General features: G+C 60.1%; 16 protein-coding genes. 4 read left to right on the top strand and 12 right to left on the bottom strand.

What is annotated here, in order from left to right; translation table 11 throughout:
• Positions 1 to 104 precede the first annotated feature (104 nt).
• The 3 genes from HWX36_RS01405 (at position 105) to HWX36_RS01415 (ending at position 6,850) form a co-directional block, all read left to right on the top strand.
• Complete coding sequence (locus HWX36_RS01405) at positions 105 to 629, top strand: metal-dependent hydrolase (protein WP_175950497.1); 525 nt, start codon at positions 105 to 107, stop codon at positions 627 to 629.
• Positions 630 to 863: 234 nt separating this feature from the next.
• Positions 864 to 5,444: a DEAD/DEAH box helicase gene (locus HWX36_RS01410; protein ID WP_175950498.1), complete on the top strand. Its 4,581-nt coding sequence runs from the start codon at positions 864 to 866 to the stop codon at positions 5,442 to 5,444.
• Between the two features lie 134 nt (positions 5,445 to 5,578).
• Positions 5,579 to 6,850, top strand: coding sequence for an amino acid permease (locus tag HWX36_RS01415; RefSeq protein ID WP_175950499.1), 1,272 nt, complete (start codon positions 5,579 to 5,581; stop codon positions 6,848 to 6,850).
• Between the two features lie 816 nt (positions 6,851 to 7,666).
• Here HWX36_RS01415 and HWX36_RS01420 read toward each other — a convergent pair.
• The 11 genes from HWX36_RS01420 to HWX36_RS36930 all read right to left on the bottom strand — a co-directional run bounded on the left by HWX36_RS01420 (position 7,667) and on the right by HWX36_RS36930 (position 19,669).
• Positions 7,667 to 8,029 (bottom strand): hypothetical protein, encoded by a 363-nt coding sequence (locus tag HWX36_RS01420; protein ID WP_175950500.1) that lies wholly within the window; start codon positions 8,027 to 8,029, stop codon positions 7,667 to 7,669.
• A 97-nt stretch (positions 8,030 to 8,126) separates the two neighbouring features.
• On the bottom strand, positions 8,127 to 10,850 hold the full coding sequence (locus HWX36_RS01425) for a hypothetical protein (protein WP_175950501.1): 2,724 nt from the start codon (positions 10,848 to 10,850) through the stop codon (positions 8,127 to 8,129).
• Between the two features lie 11 nt (positions 10,851 to 10,861).
• On the bottom strand, positions 10,862 to 11,653 hold the full coding sequence (locus HWX36_RS01430; protein WP_175950502.1) for a hypothetical protein: 792 nt from the start codon (positions 11,651 to 11,653) through the stop codon (positions 10,862 to 10,864).
• A 247-nt stretch (positions 11,654 to 11,900) separates the two neighbouring features.
• Complete coding sequence (locus HWX36_RS01435) at positions 11,901 to 12,512, bottom strand: hypothetical protein (protein ID WP_175950503.1); 612 nt, start codon at positions 12,510 to 12,512, stop codon at positions 11,901 to 11,903.
• An 18-nt stretch (positions 12,513 to 12,530) separates the two neighbouring features.
• Positions 12,531 to 13,319, bottom strand: coding sequence for a hypothetical protein (locus HWX36_RS01440; RefSeq protein ID WP_175950504.1), 789 nt, complete (start codon positions 13,317 to 13,319; stop codon positions 12,531 to 12,533).
• Positions 13,320 to 13,566: 247 nt separating this feature from the next.
• Entirely contained in the window at positions 13,567 to 14,178 is a 612-nt protein-coding gene (locus HWX36_RS01445) for a hypothetical protein (RefSeq protein WP_175950505.1), read from the bottom strand.
• Positions 14,179 to 14,189: 11 nt separating this feature from the next.
• Positions 14,190 to 14,984, bottom strand: coding sequence for a hypothetical protein (locus tag HWX36_RS01450; protein WP_175950506.1), 795 nt, complete (start codon positions 14,982 to 14,984; stop codon positions 14,190 to 14,192).
• Between the two features lie 155 nt (positions 14,985 to 15,139).
• On the bottom strand, positions 15,140 to 16,519 hold the full coding sequence (locus HWX36_RS01455; protein WP_175950507.1) for an HlyD family type I secretion periplasmic adaptor subunit: 1,380 nt from the start codon (positions 16,517 to 16,519) through the stop codon (positions 15,140 to 15,142).
• Complete coding sequence (locus HWX36_RS01460; protein ID WP_175950508.1) at positions 16,516 to 18,312, bottom strand: type I secretion system permease/ATPase; 1,797 nt, start codon at positions 18,310 to 18,312, stop codon at positions 16,516 to 16,518. Before HWX36_RS01460 ends, HWX36_RS01455 begins: the two co-directional genes overlap by 4 nt.
• Entirely contained in the window at positions 18,312 to 18,734 is a 423-nt protein-coding gene (locus tag HWX36_RS36925) for a TolC family protein (RefSeq protein ID WP_244136283.1), read from the bottom strand. Before HWX36_RS36925 ends, HWX36_RS01460 begins: the two co-directional genes overlap by 1 nt.
• An 11-nt stretch (positions 18,735 to 18,745) precedes the next feature.
• Positions 18,746 to 19,669: a TolC family protein gene (locus HWX36_RS36930; RefSeq protein ID WP_244136284.1), complete on the bottom strand. Its 924-nt coding sequence runs from the start codon at positions 19,667 to 19,669 to the stop codon at positions 18,746 to 18,748.
• Between the two features lie 190 nt (positions 19,670 to 19,859).
• Between HWX36_RS36930 and HWX36_RS36935 the strand changes: the two genes are divergently transcribed.
• On the top strand, positions 19,860 to 20,081 hold the full coding sequence (locus HWX36_RS36935) for a hypothetical protein (RefSeq protein WP_244136285.1): 222 nt from the start codon (positions 19,860 to 19,862) through the stop codon (positions 20,079 to 20,081).
• 277 nt (positions 20,082 to 20,358) lie between these two features.
• On the opposite strand, the gene HWX36_RS01475 is transcribed toward HWX36_RS36935, so the two are convergent.
• A complete protein-coding gene (locus HWX36_RS01475) occupies positions 20,359 to 20,655 on the bottom strand; it encodes an XRE family transcriptional regulator (protein ID WP_072436606.1) in 297 nt (98 codons plus the stop codon).
• Between the last annotated feature and the right edge of the window lie 56 nt (positions 20,656 to 20,711).

A 20,711-nucleotide genomic window follows, 5' to 3' on the forward strand; every position in this document is an offset into this window, starting at 1 on the left:
CGTCCCTCCCGCGGCACGGGCCGATCTGCGAAGATAGCGCCCCGCTTTCGCGCTGCATCATTTTTCTTGCACGCCCCGCTTCACGTTTCTTCGTCTCGCTTCGTATGGCATCACACAATGCGCATCATGCGTCCGGCATCGCGGCCGGCGTCGCCGCCGCCGTCCTCGTCGCACAAACCGGTGCGACCGGCCCGTGGCACTCGGGTCTGTTCGCCGCATTCGCGGCGGGCGTCGCGGGCGGCACCGCGCCCGACTGGCTCGAAGTCGCATGGTGGAGCCGCAAGCGCCGCCTGTGGGTCACGCATCGCACCATCACGCACTGGGGCATCGGCTGGATCGCCCTGCTTGCGCTCGGGTGGCACGGGCTCATCCATCATCCGCATCCACTGTGGGCCGCGCCGCTGTTCGGCTTCGCATGCGGCGGCCTGATGCACCTGCTCGCCGACTGGCCGAACCCGCTCGGCGTGCCGTGGATCTGGCGGCGTCACTCGCTCAACCTGTGGAACAGCGGGCATTGCGACCTGATCGTCGTGGCCGCCGCATGGGGCGGCACGCTGTGGCTCGCGCAGTCGCTGTGGTCGCGCGCGCCGCTGCTCGAGCACTGGCTCGGCTGGCTGAATCGCGTTTAGTTGCGATTTGACACAATTTGACGCAATTCGGCGCGCGATCGGCGTGCCAGCGCACATGCAACTTTCCGTTCGTTGAAAGTGCGGTGACGGCCCCCCACCTGAATTCGAATCGTAGACACGCGTGCCCGGCACGCCCGCGCGGCGTCTGGCACACTGACGATTCGATTCGTGCGCGCGCCCTCCGCGCGCTTGCACCCCGCTTGCACCCCGCTTGCACCCCATTTCAACGCTCCGATGAACGTCACCGCTACCCGCCCTGCCGCTAGTGCGCTCGACGTGTTCCACCCGGCCGTCGCCGCGTGGTTCCGGCGCACGTTCGCCGCGCCCACCGGCGCGCAGGTGCTCGCGTGGCCGCACATCAAGGCCGGGCGCTCGACGCTGGTCGCCGCGCCGACCGGTTCCGGCAAGACGCTCACCGCGTTCCTGTGCGCGCTCGACGATCTGGTGCGCGATGCGCTGGCGCACGACGGCACGCTGCCCGACGCGACGCTCGTCGTGTACGTGTCGCCGCTGAAAGCGCTGTCGAACGACATCCACGTGAACCTCGATGCGCCGCTTGCCGGCATCGCCGAATCGCTCGCGCAACTCGGCCTGCCGGTGCCGGCGATCCGCACCGCCGTGCGCACCGGCGACACGACGCAGGCCGAGCGCGCCGCGCTGCGCAAGCGCGCGCCGCACATCCTCGTCACGACGCCCGAGTCGCTGTACGTGCTGCTGTCGTCCACGTCGGGGCGGCAGATGCTGTCGAGCGTGCGCTCGGTCATCGTCGATGAAATCCATGCGCTCGCGTCGTCGAAGCGCGGCAGCCATCTCGCGTTGTCGCTCGAGCGTCTCGACGCGCTGGCCGGACGTGCGCTGCCGCGGATCGGGCTGTCGGCCACGCAAAAGCCGATCGACGCGGTCGCGCGCTTCCTGGTAGGTGGCCCGACCGATGCGCCGCGCGATTGCACGATCGTCGACACCGGCCACACGCGCGAGCGCGACCTCGCGCTCGAACTGCCGAACGTGCCGCTCGAGCCCGTGATGGCAACCGACGTGTGGGAACAGGTGTACGACCGCATCGCCGGGCTCGCGGCCGCGCATCGCACGACGCTGGTGTTCGTCAACACACGGCGCACCGCCGAGCGCATGGCGCGCCATCTCGCCGACCGGCTGGGCAAGGAAGCGATCGCCGCCCATCACGGCAGCCTCGCGAAGGAACACCGCTTCGACGCCGAGCAGCGCCTGAAGCGAGGCGAACTGAAGCTGCTCGTCGCCACCGCATCGCTCGAACTCGGCATCGATATCGGCGACGTCGATCTCGTCTGCCAGGTCGGCTCGCCGCGCGGGATCGCACCGTTCCTCCAGCGCGTCGGCCGCTCCGGGCACCATGTCGGCGGCGTACCGAAAGGCCGGCTGTTCCCGCTGTCGCGCGACGAACTCGTCGAGTGCGCCGCGCTGCTCGATTGCGTGCAGCGCGGCGAACTCGACACGCTGCGCATTCCCGAAGCGCCGCTCGACGTGCTCGCGCAACAGATCGTTGCCGAAGCGGCGTGCACGGAGTGGCAGGAAGACGCGCTGTATGCGAGCTTCACACGCGCGGCGCCGTACGCACGGCTGACGCGCGAGCGCTTCGACGAAGTGATGAAGATGCTCGCCGAAGGCTTCACGAGCCGGCGCGGCGTGCGCGGTGCCTACCTGCATCGCGATATTGTCGGCGGCACCGTGCGCGGGCGCCGCAACGCGATGATGACCGCCACCACGTCGGGCGGCACGATCCCCGACATGGCCGACTACGCGGTGCTGCTCGAACCGCAGGGCATCCAGGTCGGCACGGTCAACGAGGATTTCGCGATCGAGAGCCTCGCGGGCGACGTGTTCCAGCTGGGCAACCAGTCGTACCGGATCATTCGCGTGGAAACGGGCCGCGTGCGCGTCGAGGACGCGCAGGGGCAGTCGCCGAACATCCCGTTCTGGCTCGGCGAGGCGCCGGGGCGCAGCGACGAGCTGTCGGCGGCGGTCGGCCGGCTGCGCGCGCGGCTCGACGGACTGCTCGCCGAAGGCGACCGGCAAGGGCATGCCGGAGGCGGCAAGCGCACTGACGTCGACATTGGCGGGAAGACGGCGGCTGGAGTCAAGGCGACGACCCAAGCCAGGACCAAGGGCGGTGCAAAATCGACGCGACGTGTTGAAGCCGAAGCCGAAGCCGAAGCCGAAGCCGAAGCCGAAGCCGAAGCCGAAGCCGCGATCAGTGTACGAAACGACGGCGCCCGTGCCGCCCCTGCCTGCCCGGCCGACAGCCGCCTCGCACCGGCGTTGCGCTGGCTCGTCGACGATCTCCACCTGTCGCCCGACGCCGCCCGCCAGATCACCGACTATCTCGCCCGCACGCGTGCCGCGCTCGGCGCACTGCCGACGCAGGACACGCTCGTGATGGAGCGCTTCTTCGACGAATCGGGCGGCACCCAGCTCGTCATCCATTCGCCGTTCGGCAGCCGCATCAACCGCGCGTGGGGGCTCGCGCTGCGCAAGCGCTTCTGCCGCAGTTTCAACTTCGAGCTGCAGGCGGCCGCGACCGACGACGCGATCATCCTGTCGCTGTCGCTCGCGCACAGCTTCGCACTCGACGAAGTGTGGCGCTACCTGCGTCCGGCGAGCGCCGAGCACGTGCTGGTCCAGGCCCTGCTCGACGCGCCGATGTTCGGTGTGCGCTGGCGCTGGAACGCGACGACCGCGCTCGCGCTGCCGCGCTTCACCGGCGGCAAGCGCACCGCGCCGCAACTGCAGCGGATGAAGAGCGAGGACCTGCTCGCGACCGTGTTCCCCGATCAGGTCGCGTGCCTCGAGAACATTGTCGGCGAGCGCGAGATACCGCATCACCCGCTCGTCGACCAGACGCTCGACGACTGCCTGCACGACGCGATGGACTCCGATGGCTGGCTTGCGCTGCTGCGCCGGATCGAAAGCGGCGCGATCGAGCTCGTCGCGCGCGACCTGCCTGCGCCGTCGCCGCTCGCGGCCGAGATCCTGAACGCGAAACCCTATGCGTTCCTCGACGATGCACCGCTCGAGGAACGCCGCACGCAGGCCGTGCAGTCGCGCCGCTGGAGCGATCCCGAATCGGCCGACGATCTCGGCGCGCTCGACGCCGACGCAATCGACGCAGTGCGCGACGAAGCATGGCCGCTCGTGCGCGATGCCGACGAAATGCACGACGCGCTGCTCACGCTCGCGTGCATCGCCGATAGCGAAGCACGCATACACGAAGGCTGGCCCGACCGGCTCGCGACGCTCGCCGAACGCCGCCGCGCAACAAAACTCGTCGCGCCGAACGGTGCCGCCCTGTGGGTGCCGGTCGAACGGCTCGTGTGCCTGCGTGCGCTGCATCCCGACGCGCACACCGAGCCGGCGCTCAAGGTGCCGGCTGCCTGCGCGCAACCGTGGGAAGCGGATGCCGCACTCGTCGACGTGATCCGCGCGCGGCTCACCGGTTTCGGCCCGCTTGCGCTCGACGCGATCGCGACACCGCTCGGCTTGCCGCCTGCGTCGATTGCGACGGCACTCGCGGCGCTGGAGCGCGAAGGCTATGTGATGCGCGGCCGGTTCACGCCGGGCGCGACGACGGACGAATGGTGCGAACGCCATCTGCTTGCGCGCATTCATCGCTATACGGTGAAGCGGCTGCGCCGCGAGATCGAGCCGGTCGAGCGCGCCGATTTCATGCGCTTCCTGTTCCACTGGCAGCACCTGACGCCCGACACGCGCGGCACGGGCCGCGACGCACTCGCGGCCGTGGTCGAACAGCTCGAAGGCTACGAGGCCGCGGCAAGCGCTTGGGAAGACGCGCTGCTGCCCGCGCGGCTCACCGACTACATGGCAGGCGGGCTCGACGAGCTGTGCCGCTCCGGCAAGCTCGTGTGGACGCGCATCGGCGCGCCGGCGCGCGCGGCCGGCACGCCCGTGAAGACGACACCGATCGTACTGCTGCCGCGCCGTCACCTTTCCGCGTGGCAGGCGCTGCGCGACCCCGATGCGCAACCGGCACTGTCCGCGCGGGCCACCCAGGTGCGCGACGCGCTCGTCGCGCACGGCGCGATGTTCTTCGACGCGCTGCTCGACGAACTGCACATGCTGCCGGTCGAACTCGAACAGGCGCTCGGCGAACTCGTGTCCGCCGGCCTCGTGAATGCGGACAGCTACGCGGGCTTGCGCGCGCTGTTGAAGCCCGCCGTCAAGCGCAGCGCGACCTATGCGCCACGCACACGGCGCGGCGGCGCGCTGATCGGCGGGATGGACGACGCGGGCCGCTGGGCGCTCGTGCAACGTCACGCGCCGCCGGACGAGGCGCCCGTGCCGAAACGCGGCCAGGTCGCAACCGACCCCGATGCGCTCGAACACATCGCATGGACGCTGCTGCGCCGTTACGGCGTCGTGTTCTGGCGGCTGCTCGAACGCGAAGCCGACTGGCTGCCGAGCTGGCGCGAACTCGTGCGTGTCCTGCAGCGCCTCGAGGCGCGCGGCGAGATTCGCGGCGGACGCTTCGTCGCCGGGCTCGCGGGCGAGCAGTTCGCGCTGCCCGAAGCGATTCCGATCCTGCGCGAACTGCGGCGGCAACCGGGCGACGGACAGACCGTGTGCGTGACGGGCGCCGATCCGCTGAATCTTGCCGGCACGCTGCTGCCCGGCGACAAGGTGCCGGCGCTGGCAGGCAATCGCGTGCTGTTCCGTGACGGCGTGCCGGTCGCATCGCTGGTGTCGGGGGCATTCCACTACGCGCCCGAACTGTCGCCCGCGGCGCGCGAGGATGCCCGCTTGCGGCTCGCACGCCACCACTGACATTGGCTGACACGCGGCCCGCACGGACTACTGATCGCCGGGCCGCGCTACCGCCTGCGTTCGGGTAGCATCGAACGATTTTCCGCGCGGACGCTCGCGCTCGAACACGACAAGACTTCCGGAGACTGCTGTCCATGCCCTCGCATGCCGATTCGCTCGCCGCTCATCGCGCGGGCTCACTGACAATTTTCCAGGGCGCCGCGCTCTATATCGGCGCGGTGCTCGGCACTGGCGTGATCGCACTGCCCGCGCTGGCCGCCGAAGTCGCGGGCCCCTCCTCGCTGCTCGCATGGGCCGCGCTGGTCGTGCTGTCCGGGCCGCTCGCGGCCACCTTCGCCGCACTCGGCGCGCGCTATCCCGACGCAGGCGGCGTCTCGACCTACGCCCGGCGTGCATTCGGCCCGAAGGCCGCGGCCATCGTCGGCTGGTGCTTCTACTTCGCGGTACCGGCCGGCGCGCCGGCTGCCGCGATGTTCGGCGGCGCATACGTCGCGGCCGTCACGGGCGGCGGGCACACGACCGTGGTCGTCACGGCTGCCGCGCTGATCGCGATCGTGTCGGCCGCGAATGCATTCGGCGTCACCGTGTCAGGCCGCATGCAGCTCGTGTTGTCGGCACTGCTCGTCACGCTGTTGCTCGCCGCGGTGCTCGCCTCCGCGCCGCATGCGCGCACCGAGAACCTGCATCCGTTCGCGCCGCACGGCTGGCTGGCGGTCGGCCAGGCTGCGGCGCTGCTCGTGTGGAGTTTCGCCGGCTGGGAAGCGATCACGCATCTCGCGGCCGAATTCCGCCGGCCCGCGCACGACATGCCGCGCTCGGCCGGTATCGCGGTCGTGGTGGTCGGGTTCCTGTATCTGTCGGTTGCTGCCGCGAGCGTGACGGTGCTCGGGCCTTCCGCGGGCGCATCGGGCGCGCCGCTCGCGGAACTGATCGCGGGCGGCATCGGCGGTCATGCGCAGGTGCTGGCGGCCACGGCCGCGGTGCTGCTCACGCTCGGCACGATGAACGCCTATTTCGCGGGCGCGGCCAAGCTCGGCGCGGCGCTCGGGCGAGACGGCGCATTGCCCGCGTGGCTCGCGCAAGGCAGCCAGGTCGGCGGCGTGCCGCGCCGCAGTCTCGGCGTGATCGCCACGCTCGCAGTTGTCGCACTGGCTGCGACGACGCTGACGGACGTCGGGCCGAAGCCGCTCGTGCTCGTCACGTCCGGATGTTTCGTGATGGTGTATGGGCTCGGCGCAGCCGCCGCGCTGAAACTGCTGCCGCGCGGCGGCATCGCTTACCGCTGCGCATGGATTTCGCTGGTCGCGGTCGCCGGGCTGTTCCTGGCGACCGGCTGGTACATCCTGTGCCCGTTGCTGCTCGCGGGCGGTGCGCTGCTCTATCTACGGATGGCTCGCGAGTCGTAGAGCAAAATGCAGTCGTCACCGTTTGCAAACGAAAGCTGTCTACATGAACGCCCCCCTTTGCGCCGGACTTTCGAGTCTTCGAAAAACAGGATGGGCTGCAACGAAAAAAATTCCCATCATTTCTCAGCTTGTACGAAACGTACGGATGTTGTCACAGACTTCGACGCGGCGAAGCCCGACGTCAACTCCACGGCGCGTCGTTGCCACACCCACCGCTACGGTCACACGTCGCGCGGATCACCAGTTTATCGACGATATGCGGCAACTCGGGACGTGCGAAGTGGCATCTGATCAAATGCCAAATTCGCACAGGTCACTTGCAGCGCAGTGCTCTCAACAGCTATGCAAAGTGCAATTTTTTCATTTGATACAAAACCCGATGAATGACGCTGCAAATTCCATCGTGCACTTCGGCAGGGTCACAATATCGCCCCCTACTCATCAAGCCCCGAAGTGATAGATGAAATTACCGGAGTCACAGGGCGCACGTAGCTCAAACTGCTCGTCATTGCTGGAGGCACTTCTGATGGGGTTATCGGCTTCGCATAACCCAGGTTACTGGCGATTTCCCCAGATAACTCCTGTGGAACCTGCCGTTCCGCGATACTCAAACTTCTTGCCACCGCGGCGGTCACATCAGCAGTTGTTGTTACAGGCTTCATTTGTCTTTCTCCTCTAAAAAACCATATTTAACATCAAAACTCCGGAATCGCTCCGGCACACTCAGCGTGTGTCAAAAGAACACGATTGCAGTAAAAATTGGATTCACCACTTCCCTTCCACCTTGTAGTTGCATGTCACTCATACCCCTCTGCCTCAGGGAATCGACATTGCGCGCGATGGGGGCAGATAAGGGTTCCTTGGCATGCCAAAACCTAATCTCGAAAAATCCTCTTCCGCTCGACGGGTATTTTTAATATTTTCGATGGTTTGTCGCTCACTTCTTAATTGCCTCAACTCTATTTGCTTCGCGCGCGCGGATGCATTTATGCAACGGGCGTTCAAAAGTCGTTGCTGAAACGTCAGATCCGCAATGTCAAGCGGGTACCCGTCAGCCTGACGTATCTGGCACCCAAGTTCAGGACGCGGAGCTTCTTCAGCATAACCTAACGTGATCGATTCGAAGCCCGTCGACAACATAACCGCGAAGAACAAACCGGCTAATTTTCTCGCCTTCATGAGAATCCAAACTCCGAATGGTGAATGTCGGTTAATTTCGTCAAGAGACGCGCAGGTATACCCTGGACAAAACACACCTGCGCATACATTGAATCAATCAAATCTGGAAACCCCCGATCAATTGAGCAAAGGGGAAGCCACTACTACCGGGAATGTAGATGGTATTGTTTTGAATCAGGTTTCCGTCACCGGAGTATTTTGAACTCGCAGTCAAGTGCCCCGATAAATCATAACTGTTAGCGTTGTACGTACCATCGCTGTTGTATGAGAATTTCGAGAATCCAGTAAGCTTGCCTGTTGAAGTACTAAAACGATCGGCTTCGATCTGACGCCCGAGACTATCGAAAAGATCACGTTCAAAGAGCTTGCCGGACGTGTATTTGTAATAGTCGTAGATGATATGGTTGACACCAAAAAGCGCGACCATTTCATCTGATCCGTCGAACGTGTGAGCGACGAAACTATTGTCAACGGCGAAATTGTAAAGATTTGTCGCCTTTCCGTTGGAATAAAATATATCCTGCGTCTTGAATCCGCCGGCATTAAAGGTCGCATATTCGATCATCTGGCCCTTGGTGCCGAACAGCGCCGCGAACTGTGAGCCATCGCTATTAAAGACGTGAGAGGCATAGCTTCCGTCGAGATTGAAATCAATCTGCTTCGTTGCCTTCCCGTCTGCGCCAAAGAAGATATCCTGCGTCTTGACACCGGCTGCATTGAATTTCGCATACTCGCTCACTTGACCATTGACGCCGAAAAACGTCGCCGTTTGCGAGCCGTCGGCATTGAAGTCGTACTTTGTGTAGCTCTTATCCAGGTTGAAGTTGTACTGTTGCGTAGCCTTGCCGTTATCACCATAGAAGATGCCCAGTGTCTTGTTGCCGTTGGCGTTGAACTTCGCGTACTCGGTAACCTGGCCAGTCGTGCCGTACAGCGTCGCGGTCTGGGAGCCATCGGCGGCGAAGTCGTACTTCGTGTAGCTCTTGTCCAAGTTGAAGCTGTACTGCTGCGTGGCCTTGCCGTCAGCACCGTAGAAGATGTCCAGCGTCTTGTTGCCATTGGCGTTGAACTTCGCGTACTCGGTTATCTGGCCGGTCGCGCCGTACAGCGTCGCGGTCTGGGAGCCGTCGGCGGCAAAGTCGTACTTCGTGTAGCTCTTATCCAGATTAAAGATGTACTGCTGCGTGGCCTTGCCGTCAGCACCGTAGAAGATGTCCAGCGTCTTGTTGCCATTGGCGTTGAACTTCGCGTACTCGGTTATCTGGCCGGTCGCGCCGTACAGCGTCGCGGTCTGGGAGCCATCGGCGGCAAAGTCGTACTTCGTGTAGCTCTTGTCGAGGTTGAAGTTGTACTGCTGCGTGGCCTTCCCGTCAGCACCGTAGAAGATGTCCAGCGTCTTGTTGCCATTGGCGTTGAACTTCGCGTACTCGGTTATCTGGCCGGTCGCTCCGTACAGCGTCGCGGTCTGGGAGCCGTCGGCGGCGAAGTCGTACTTCGTGTAGCTCTTGTCGAGGTTGAAGTTGTACTGCTGCGTGACCTTCCCGTCAGCACCGTAGAAGATGTCCAACGTCTTGTTGCCATTGGCGTTGAACTTCGCATACTCGGTCATCTGGCCGGTCGTGCCGTACAGCGTCGCGGTCTGGGAGCCATCGGCGGCAAAGTCGTACTTCGTGTAGCTCTTATCCAGATTGAAGATGTACTGCTGCGTGGCCTTGCCATCGCCTCCGTAGAAGATGGCCAGCGTCTTGAAGCCGTTGGCATTGAACTTCGCGTACTCGGTTATCTTTCCGCTCGCGCCATACAACGTCGCGGTCTGCGAGCCATCCGCGCTGAAATCGTACTTCGTATAGCTCGTGTCGAGCCTGAAGTCGTACCGCTGGGCTGCCTTGCCGTCGGCACCAAAAAACACGTCTTGGAACTTGAATCCCGTATAGTCGAATTTCGCTTGTTCCTGGATCTGACCATTGGAACCAAAAAGGGTCGTCGTCACAGCACCTTTCAACGAAAGGTCGCCATTCACCATCACCCATGCGCCGTTCAATAGGGGAATACCTTTCGTATCAATCGTGAATACCTGCTGACCATCGACGACGAAGCTTGTGTATGTGATCGTTGAACCCTGGACCTTCTGCCAGTCCACGAGATTCGGATCCATACCGGAATGCTGAAGAATCCACCAAGCCGCATAATATTGGGTATAGGTCAATTGTAAGGCAATGGACGGCGGGAGCGTGCCATAGTACTTCCCCGCAGCATCGACGAACGCCGCGCCTGGATCGGCAAGCACCTGAGCGACGGCGGACCCCCACGTCACATTTTTGACATCGATGCCCGCTGACAGCGCCAATTGGTTCAATTGCAGCGTCAGCCGGCTATCGGATGAATCCGAGTGCATATGGCCAGCCGAGCCGCCGGTTAGTCCCAACTGGATGGCAACGATGTATTCGGATAGCAGCGCCACCCCTTCGTTCGACAAACCATTCGCGACAGCCTGATCCGGGTCCAGTGCTAACGAACCGCCCGTCCCCCCAAGCAGTAGCGCATGCCCGAGTTCGTGCGCCAGTGTGGTGGCGAACAAGGCTGCTGATTCGCTCCACGTAGGGTCAAGAGCGATCACCTTGTCGGACAAATTGGTAAAAATCCCCTTGTTTGCCTCCCCCTTTACGAACCTCCAGTCGGGGTCACGGCCAAAGTCGTTCAGTTCGCCGGCCAGAAATGGAGATTTTTCTGCTGCAGCGATAATTTCGTTATACGACGAAGAATGTCGACCGAAAATTTCAGCCAGCTTATCCAGCGCTTTTTTTTCGAGAGCAACCGCCATTTTCACCCCTCTTATTTATTAATTTTCTTTATTTGAATAAGAACACTAGAAAGACTGCCAGCAGAGTTGAAGCCGATGGTAATTGCCCTTTCCGCTTTATCGTCTACTTGCTCGAATTTCCACGTTTCGTTTCCATGAGGGGCTGTTGCTGCACCCGGGCCGCCATGGGGAGACGGTGCAGGCGGCACGCGAACAAACTTCTTCTCGAATATTTTCGTGGCAACATAAAAATCCGGACCGCCTTCGTACATTCCAAAGTTCAAGCCGGCCCTGATTGCCCCTGATTGTTCAATCTTTCCACCAACAAACTGCGCCCCCGCAGTCGATCCACCAAATAATTCAGACGTCTTTATTCTCGGAAAGATCGAACTGGACACACTCCCCGAAATCGATATATTTTGCTCAGATTCTTCGATACTGTTGTCAATATTGACATTTTCGAGGCTGAATATATCTCTTAGATTGACCTCGGTATAGAACGCATCTTGCAGCAGGAGATCTCCGTCAAAAATGACCTTGAGGTTCTGAGCAAACTCGACGGGAGTTTTAGGCATGGATATCATCTGCATAACCTCTTCTCCGCCTTGCGGGGAAACGGACTGGTTTGTCGGCGAACCAACTTGTTGTGCGGAATTCAAATGGCTCGTCAATACAGGAGCCATTTTCGGCGCATCCCCCGGTTGCACATAATGCAGACTTCCCGGCAACATAGCCGGTGCGGCGGACGCCGGTACTGGCTGCGCATAACTTATGTTGCTTGCCACAGTGGTGGTTGCAACCGCGGCGGCTGTCACGGCTTTCATCAGTATTTCTCCTCTCAAAAAACTAGGTTCAACAACGAGGTTACGGAATAAATCCGATACCCCCAGAATACGCCACTCAAAAGCGGAATACTTTTCGCATCAATCACAAATATCCGCCAATCATCGACGAGAAGCTTGTGTACGCGATCATTTGGCCCTGAACCTTCCGCCTGCCCACGAGATTCGGATTCATATTGGAGTTCCTAATAATCCACCAATTTGCATAATATTGAGTGTCGTTCGCGCATTAAGCAATGGACGGAGCGAGGGTGCCATAGTACTTCCCCGCAGCATCGACAAACGACGTGCCTGGATTGGCAAGCACCTGAGCGACGGCGGCCCCCCACGTCACATTTTTGACATCGATGCCTGCTGACAGCGCCAATTGGTTCAATTGCAGCGTCAGCCGGCTATCGTATGAATCCGAGTGCATATGGCCAGCCGAGCCGCCGGTTAGTCCCAACTGGATGGCAACGATGTATTCGGATAGCAGCGCCACTCCTTCGTTCGACAAACCATTCGCGACAGCTTGATCGGGATTTAGTGCTGGCGAACCACCCATGCCGCCCGGCAACAGCACGTGTCCGAGTTCGTGCGCCAGTGTGGTGGCAAAAATGGTTTCCGGTTCGCTCCATGAAGGATCGAAGGCAATGACCCTTTCAGATGGATCGGCATAAACCCCTTTGCCTTCCTCTCCAATCACAAAACCCCAGCCTTCAAAATTACCAAATGCGTTCAGTTCGTTAGCCAGAAATGGGGACTTCCCTGCTGCCGCGACAATCGCATTGTACTTCGCAGAATTCAAGCCGAACCCGTCAGCCAGCTTTTCAAGTGCTTTTTCTTCCAGTGTCACCGTCATTTTTGACCGCTCCTATCTTTAATTATTTTTAAATTCAATAAGAACGCGAGAAAGCTCACCGGCTGAGTTAAAACCAACGGTAACAGTCTTTTCCATTTGACCGTCTACCCGCTCGTACCGCCACGTTTCGTTTCCATGGGGTGCTGTAGCCGTAAGCGAACCGCCGTGGGGAGATGGCATCGATGGGACGCGAACAAATTTCCTCGAGAATATTTTCTCGGTTGCATCAAAACCCGGACCACCTTTATAAATTCCAAAGTTTATGACAGCCGTAACCACTCCAGATTGGTGAATCGTTTTTCCGCCCCCAAACTGGGCACCTGGAGCCGATCCACCAAAATCTTCTGGTACTTTTCTTCTTGGAATTACCGAACCCGGCACGTTCGCCATAATCGAAATCTGACGATCCGTGCCTCTGACGTCATCAAATACTCTAACCTCTTCGAGATTGAAAATATCTTTCAGATTGGCTTCGGTATAGAACGCATCTTTCAGCAGAAGGTCGTCGTCAAAAATTACCTTGAGGTTCTTAACGAACTCAATAGGCGTTTTCGGTCGAGATATCATTTGCTTCACCTCTTCACCCGCTTGCGGGGAAACGGACTGTGCTTTTGGCGAACCCGCCTGTTGTGTGGAACTCAAATTGCTCTTCAGTGCGGGATGGAGCTGCGGCGCATCCTCCGGTTGCGCATATTGCAGCCTTCCCGGCAACGTAGCCGGTGCGTCGGACGCCGGTACTGGCTGCGCATAACTTATGTTGCTTGCCACGGTGGCGGTTGCCACCGCAGCAGCTGTCACGGCTTTCATCAGTATTGCTCCTCTCAAAAAACTAGGTTTAACAACGAGGTTACGGAATTAATCTGATACACTCAGAATACGCCGCTCAATAGTGGAATACTTTTCGTATCAATCGTGAATATCTGCTGATCATCGACGAGAAACTTGTGTATGTGATCATTTGGCCCTGGACCTTCTGCCTGCCTACGAGATTCGGATTCATATTGGAGTTCCTAATAATCCACCAATTTGCATAATATTGAGTGTCGTTCGCGCATTAAGTAACGGACGGAGCGAGGGTGCCATAGTATTTCCCCGCAGCATCGACAAACGCCCTGCCTGGATTGGCAAGCACCTGAGCGACGGCGCCCCCCCACGTCACATTTTTGACACCGATGCCCGCTGACAGCGCCAATTGGTTCAATTGCAGCGTCAGCCGACTGTCGGATAAGTCAGAGTGCATGTGGCCAGCCGCGCCACCAGTCAACCCCAACTGGATGGCGACGATGTATTCGGAAAGTAGCGCCACCCCTTCGTTCGTCAAACCATTTGCGACAGCCTGATCCGGGTCCAGTACTAACGAACCGCCCGTCCCCCCAAGCAGCAGCGCATGCCCGAGTTCGTGCGCTAGTGTAGTGGCGAAAATGTTTGCGGGTTCGCTCCATGAAGGATCGAAGGCAATGATCTTATTTTTAGGATCGGCGCAAACCCCTTTACCTTCTTCTGCGCGGGCGAACTCCCAACCCTTCAATTTAGCAAAGGCATTCAACTCGGCAGCCAGAAATGAGGATCTTTCTGCCGCGGCGACAATTGCATTATACGGAGGCGAGTTCAGGCCAAAAAAATCAGCCAGCTCCTTAAGAGCATCTCGATTGAGAGAGGCTTTCATTTTTATCTTCCTCACTCCCAATTCTTTTTTATTCCAATAAGAATATTTGAGAGCTTGCCAGCCGAATTGAATCCAATAGTAATAGTCTTCTCATATTGACTATCTATCTGCTGGCACCTCCATGTTTCATTTCCATGAGGTGCTGTGGGTGCACCTGGCCCCCCGTGAGGAAAAGGCTCAGATGGAAGACGTACAAATTTGTTCGCGAAAATTTTCATCGCAGCGTCAAAATCCGGGCCGCCTTTGTACATTCCAAAGTTCAAGGCCGCTGCGACCATGCCTGATTGATGAATCGTTTTCCCGCCCCCAAATCGTGCACCCGGCACCGATCCCCCTAAAAACTCCGATGTCTTTATTCTCGGAAATACTGAATCCGACACGTTCCCAGAAATCGAAATCTGACGATCCGTGCCTCTGACGTCATCAAATACGCTAACCTCTTCGAGATTGAAAATATCCTTCAGATTGACTCCGGTATAGAACGCATCTTTCAGCAGGATATCGTCGCCAAAAATTACCTTGAGATTATTAACGAACTCAATAGGCGTTTTCGGTCGAGATATCATTTGCGTCACCTCTTCACCCAATTGCCGGTAAACGGACTGTGCTTTCAGCGAACCAGCCTGTTGTGCGAAGCTCAAATTGCTTTTCAGTGCGGGATGGAACTGCGGCGCCGCCTCCGGTTGCACATAATGCAGACTTCCCGGCAACGTAGCCGGTGCGTCGAACGCCGGTACTGGCTGCCCATAACTTATGTTGCTTGCCACGGTGGCGGTCACCACTGCGGCGGCTATTACAGCTTTCACCAGTACTACTCCTGTCAAAAAATGCGCCTAACAACCAGATTACGGAGTTGATCTGACACACTCCGAATTCATTAAAATATATCGTGCTTAACGGCTTAAATCTCGGTCGCTACGCGGCAATTAGCTAGTCCGGTTTCCAGCATCGCGTTGCCAAATTAATCCCTCATCGATTTACGAATCCCGTCCCTGACCGGCTCGAGCAGGTAATCGAAGGCTGAACGCGCATGCGTGCGGATGTACACCTCGGTCCGGAGCCCGGGCCCGAGTGCGACCGGTTCCTTGGCAAGGCGGTTGGCCTTCGCCAGTGCTTGCGCCGGTACCTCGACCCTTACCACGTAAAAACGCGTGCGCTTATCGCTGTCGATCAGTGCATCAGCCGAAATGTAAGTGACCTTGCCGTCGAGCATTGGCGTGGTGCGCGAGTTGTAGGCCGTCAATCGAACGTCAGCGTGACTTCCCGGCGCAATCTCCCGCACATCGTCCGGCCGGATGTTCGCTTCGACGATCAACGGCGCATTTTCGGGGACGACGTCGACGATCGGCTCTCGAGGCGCGACCACCGCGCCAATCGTGTGCACCTTCAGTCCTACGATCACACCCGCCACCGGCGCTGTCACGCGGGTCCGGGCCGACTGATCGCGGGCCGGACGAAGCCGCTCACCGATCTGGATCGCGCGCGTGGCGGCCTCCTTGAGCTCATCGTCGGCCGTCTTCACATATTCGTGACGCAGTCCCGCGATTCGAAGTTCAAGATCGGTTTGCCGCTGTTTCGCGCGGCTTAGATCGGCCGAACCAGACTGGACACGCGACAGTGCGTCGGCCTCGGTCCGCTGTAAATCGAGCACCTTCGTTTCAGAGACGAAACCCTCCTGATGCAAGGTTTCGTTGGTCCGCCGCTGTTGGCGCGCCAAGTCGTAACTGCGACTCATCGTCTGGATCAACTGCGCACTGATGGCGATTTCCTGTCGTGTCTGCGCAAGCTCAGTGCGCAGCATCGCGCTCTGGTCGACGAACGCACGCCGGCGTGCGATGAAAAGCGAGGACTCGCGCGCCAGCAATTCGGCAACGCGCGGATCGTTGCGCCGACTTTCAAGCGTTGCCGGAAACGACAGTGTTTCCTTCAGTTCGCGCTCGGCGGAAAGTCGCGCGATCCTTGCCTGTTCTGAGTCAGACTGCGCCTGCAATGCGGACAGTTCCGCCGCCGGACCCACGTTGTCCAGCACAATCAACACCTGGCCTGCTTTCACCCGATCACCATCTCGGATCAGGATTTCCTTCACGATCCCGCCTTCTAGATGCTGCACTGTCTTGCGTTCGCCTTCGGTGCGCACTGCGCCTTCTGCGACGACAGCACCGGAAAGAGGCGCGAGCACAGCCCAACCCCACATCAAACCCAGCCCCACGACAACACCTGCGACACTAACGCCGATCAACCGGCGCGGCAGCGGCAATGTGTTGGTGCCGGACGTCACGGAATCAGGCCACAAGCGTTTCACGGCTTCGCTCATGCGATGCAACGACATGAACGTTCTCATCGGTTTCCTTCCATGGCCGGTTCGACCGTCGGCACTTTGGCCGCCTGAAGTGAGGACCGTCCCGCCTGCAGCGCAGCCAGATCTATACCGAGTGGCATTCCGCTTGTATCGTCGGCCTGTCCGGTCCCTGAGTGCTGGCCGCAGTCGGCCTGCTGCGGTCCGGACGGCATTTCAAGCTGTTCCATTTGACCGTCTCTCAGCCGCAATATTCGGTCAGCCAGTGCGAGCAGCGATGGCCGGTGGGTAACCGCGATGATGGTCACACCATCGGCTTTCAGTTGGCGCAGTATGCGGTCGAGCACCGCTTCGCCCAGCGTGTCGAGACTGGCGTTAGGTTCATCCAGTAGCAGCACAGCGGGCTCCCCGTACAATGCGCGTGCGAGGGCGATCCGCTGACGCTGTCCGCCGGACAACAACTCACCGGCATCCCCGATCAGCGTCTCGTAACCATCAGGTAAATTCAAGATCATCTCGTGAACCCCCGCGCGCTGTGCAGCCTGCACGATCGCGACCGAATCGAGCGGAAGGGGCTTCGCGGTACGTGCAATGTTTTCTGCCACGGTGCCCGCGAACAGTTCGACATCCTGCGGCACATACCCGAGATACCGACCAAGAGATTGTCTGGGCCACTGCGCCACATCGGCACCGTCGAGCCGCACCGTGCCTGCCTGCGGACGCCAGAGCCCGGCAATGACCCGCAGCAAAGTTGACTTGCCGGATGCACTGGGCCCCGTGATCACCAACGTCTGGCCCGCGGCCAGCGTGAAATTGATGCCACGCAGCAGTAGGCGCCCCAGCCCCGGCGTTCGCGATGGCACGCTGAAGGCAATCTGTTCGACACGGATTTCACCGGTCGGCGGTGGCAGGGCGATCGGCTCGGCCTCGCTCTGAGCGGCGAGCAGTGCGTCCAGACGAGGCCATGCCTCGCGCAACTCGCCTGCCTGCTTCCAGTTACCGATCAATTGTTCAATGGGAGCCAGCGCCTTACCGAGCAAGATTGTCGTGGCGAGCATCACGCCGGGCGTCGCATGGCCCGATATCACGAGCCATGCGCCGGCGGCCATCATGATCACCTGGATCGCCTGCCGCAGCCCCTTGGTCACATCGCGATAGAACGCGCTGCGATCCGACACATCACGCTGCGCGTCAGTGTAGTCGCGCTTGCGTGCATCCCACGCACCCACCAAGTTATCCACCATGCCTAGCGCGGTCACGACTTCGGCATTGCGAATGATGTGCTGGTACAACGAATCTCCTTCTCGCTGTCGCGCAAGGTAAGACTCGATACCCTTCCGCGTGAGTCGATCGTTGACCAGTGCAACGCCAATCAACAGCAGTGCGCTGATCACCGCAATCAGCGCCAGGGCCCAATGGAAAAGGCCGATGACGACCACGTAGACCACCAACCACGGGGCGTCGAAAAACGCTATCACGCCGGAACCCGCAAGGAACGCCCGAAGCGTATTGATATCGCCCTGACTCGCGATCGCTCGTGAAGGTGCTCGATGGGCGTGAGCAGAAATTTGTGCCTGCAGGGCGAGTCGCTCGACCCGGTTACCAATCTGCACGCCCAAGTCGGACAAAATTCGGCTGCGGGCGATATCGACGCCCAGATTCATCCCGATTGCAATCGCCATGAAGGCCATGAGCATCAGCAGGGTCTGAATGCTCTGGCTTGGCAGCACGCGGTCATAAACCTGGAGCAGATAGATGGTTGGCATAAGCAGAAGCAAATTTGACGCGATACCGAACGCGGCTGCGATAAGCAGATGCCGCCTGATGAGTTGATGCATTAGTGCCCTCCCGCTGCGCCGGAGGTCGGTGCATGGGCGGAAATGTTCTCAACCAGCATCGTGTCGAGGGCAGCGAGGTCGGCCTCGCCCAGATCGGCGGTACTCGCTTTCAGCTTCAGCGCTTGTGCAAGCGTTTCCGTACGAGCGCGCGCCAGATCGCGCTGTGCCCGGTAGAGTTTGTCTCCTGCGTCGAGTACATCTGCGTTCACTCGAACGCCGACTCGGTAGCCGGTTTGATTCGACCGCCACGCGACCTTGGCGGACCGCACCGCGCTAGCAAGCGCATCAGTCTGTGCCAATCCTCGCGTGACGCCCAAGTAAGCGTCGTGGGCCGTGAGTCGGGCACTGCGCTGTGCATCGTCCAAATCTTCGCGAGCCTTATCTTCCAGTGCGAGCGCTTCACGAAGCTTGCTGCGGGTCATCAGGCCATCGGTCAGCGGCAACGATTCTGGATACCGACATAGCCAGAGCTGCCCCGACTCGCGCCGGTGTAGAAGTTCGTCTGACCGTTGATAAACGCCGCATTTCCATTGCTGATGTTGCTGACCAGGGCGACAGTGGGGGCGTCGCCGGCGCGTGCCTTGCTGCGCTCGCGACCGGCAAGCTGGATCGCGATCATCTTTCTACGCACACCGTAATCTGCGGTGGCGGCCGTGTTCATCCACTGTTCCAGGTCTGCAGGCTCCACGGACGGTAACCGTGCATCATCGCGCCAGCCGTTTACCCTGCCGACAGGACGGCCGACAATCTTCCGGAGCGCGGCGTAGCTTGTATCGAGCTGCGTTTGCGCCACGACCTCATCGGCCCGTGCGGCGTCGAAGCCGGCCAACGCCTCGTTCGTATCAACAATGGTCGCATCGCCCAATGCAAAGCGGCGCTTCGCGAGGGCCAGTTGTTCCGCGACGGCCTTGCGGTGGCCAATGGCGAGTACAAGATCGTCCTGCGCGTTTAATGCAGCAAGATAGGCTAGAGAAACACGAAGCAGCAAATCCTGCTTCGCTTGCGCTAATGCGAGATCGGCATCCATCGCAAGAAGCTTCCCCTGCTGCCAGTTTTCCCAGGCAGCCCAATTGAAGAGCGGCTGGTTCAGCGTCAGGGTGAAACCATTGGTCGAATAGCCGGGTATGGTCTGCCCAGGAATCCTTACTCCGTTGCGATAAATCACCTGCTGTATGCCAACCTGCGGTAGTAGTCCCGCCCGCCCTTGCGGGGCCTTTTCGATACCCGCGCGCCAAGCGGCCTCCGCACTTCTGAATGCCGCATCGGCGGCAAGCGCCGCGCTTGCCAGATTCTCGAGACTGGAAGCATAGGTTGTCGTCGTTGATCCAATAACGAAAAGGCAGGAAATCGCCTTCACGACATGCCGACGAAGCGCCACCTTTCGATTGAACCTCCACGCGATGGGTCCTGCTGTTCGACCGTGCCTACTGCAGCTGCTCATTGTTTTCCTCTATTCGCACATCCGCTGCAGCTGACGTTCCGCGCAAACGTTTGCCCAACTAAGTGTTATTCACAGTGCTGTCGGAGTGTAAAAAGAAGATGGCTCAATGAAAATCGGACGAATTCGAAAATTCGTCCTGAATATCGCTAGAAAAGCCTCGAAAATCGGAATAAAAATGAATCAAGCTCGCAGCATTCGCGGCAACGATCATCATCACGAGTCGGTCAGTCCGGTCGTCGATGGGTTCGAGTCGCGCTTCGTCGACGATGGTCGTTTCGTGCGGAAACAAGCCATGCGTGCGCGACAAGCGCGCTTACATCACTTGTGAAGCCGATTGCTCGATCCTGCGACGCACGTGCATTTGCGCGCGTCATCGTGGATGTCGTGACCTGAGATGGCCTGCCCTGGAAATCCGCGACCAAAACGAGAGTTAAGGTTTCACCAGCAATCGTCCCAGTTTGAACGAGCGGTTTGCGACGAGGCTTAAGCGATACTCGATGGATGAACTCGTGGCCGCGCGCCGCCGAACCTTCGACCGCTAAGGATCCGCAGGCACATCGCGCAGGCGTTCACCGCCCCCCGCTGCACATCATTCTTCACGCCCGTCAGGCGGGCACCAGCTCGAAGCTGAGCCGTTTGCCGAGTGCGGCGGCCGCACTCGCGAGCGTGGCCAGCGTGAGGCTCGTGTCGGTTTCGTCGAGTAGACGATTGAGCGCGGCGCGGCTGGTTTTCATCCGCGCGGCCATCGCGGTTTTCGTGATGTGCTGCGCCTTCATTTCCTGCCCGATCTGCCAGGCGATCACTCGCTTGATCGCGGTGGCCGTGGCCGCTTCGAGATGGCCATCCTCCTCGAGGAAGGTATCGAAGTCGCTGCCGATATGCGGATTATTCGTGGTCGTCAAGTCGTACTCCAGTGCATGGCGTTGCCGGCTGCCCGACCGTCGGAGACGGTGCGTTC

Origin of the sequence: Burkholderia sp. BCC0405 (genome assembly GCF_902833075.1) — a bacterium.
Taxonomy (GTDB): Bacteria; Pseudomonadota; Gammaproteobacteria; order Burkholderiales; family Burkholderiaceae; genus Burkholderia.

Bases quoted from the DNA above. Each gene is read 5' to 3' on its own strand.
- HWX36_RS01455 (WP_175950507.1), bottom strand. From the start codon at position 16,519: ATGAGAACGTTCATGTCGTTGCATCGCATGAGCGAAGCCGTGAAACGC.
- HWX36_RS01460 (WP_175950508.1), bottom strand. From the start codon at position 18,312: ATGCATCAACTCATCAGGCGGCATCTGCTTATCGCAGCCGCGTTCGGT.
- HWX36_RS01415 (WP_175950499.1), top strand. From the start codon at position 5,579: ATGCCCTCGCATGCCGATTCGCTCGCCGCTCATCGCGCGGGCTCACTG.
- HWX36_RS01430 (WP_175950502.1), bottom strand. From the start codon at position 11,653: ATGAAAGCCGTGACAGCCGCCGCGGTTGCAACCACCACTGTGGCAAGC.
- HWX36_RS01440 (WP_175950504.1), bottom strand. From the start codon at position 13,319: ATGAAAGCCGTGACAGCTGCTGCGGTGGCAACCGCCACCGTGGCAAGC.
- HWX36_RS01425 (WP_175950501.1), bottom strand. From the start codon at position 10,850: ATGGCGGTTGCTCTCGAAAAAAAAGCGCTGGATAAGCTGGCTGAAATT.
- HWX36_RS01405 (WP_175950497.1), top strand. From the start codon at position 105: ATGGCATCACACAATGCGCATCATGCGTCCGGCATCGCGGCCGGCGTC.
- HWX36_RS36925 (WP_244136283.1), bottom strand. From the start codon at position 18,734: ATGACCCGCAGCAAGCTTCGTGAAGCGCTCGCACTGGAAGATAAGGCT.
- HWX36_RS36935 (WP_244136285.1), top strand. From the start codon at position 19,860: ATGAAAATCGGACGAATTCGAAAATTCGTCCTGAATATCGCTAGAAAA.
- HWX36_RS01445 (WP_175950505.1), bottom strand. From the start codon at position 14,178: ATGAAAGCCTCTCTCAATCGAGATGCTCTTAAGGAGCTGGCTGATTTT.
- HWX36_RS01420 (WP_175950500.1), bottom strand. From the start codon at position 8,029: ATGAAGGCGAGAAAATTAGCCGGTTTGTTCTTCGCGGTTATGTTGTCG.
- HWX36_RS01435 (WP_175950503.1), bottom strand. From the start codon at position 12,512: ATGACGGTGACACTGGAAGAAAAAGCACTTGAAAAGCTGGCTGACGGG.
- HWX36_RS01410 (WP_175950498.1), top strand. From the start codon at position 864: ATGAACGTCACCGCTACCCGCCCTGCCGCTAGTGCGCTCGACGTGTTC.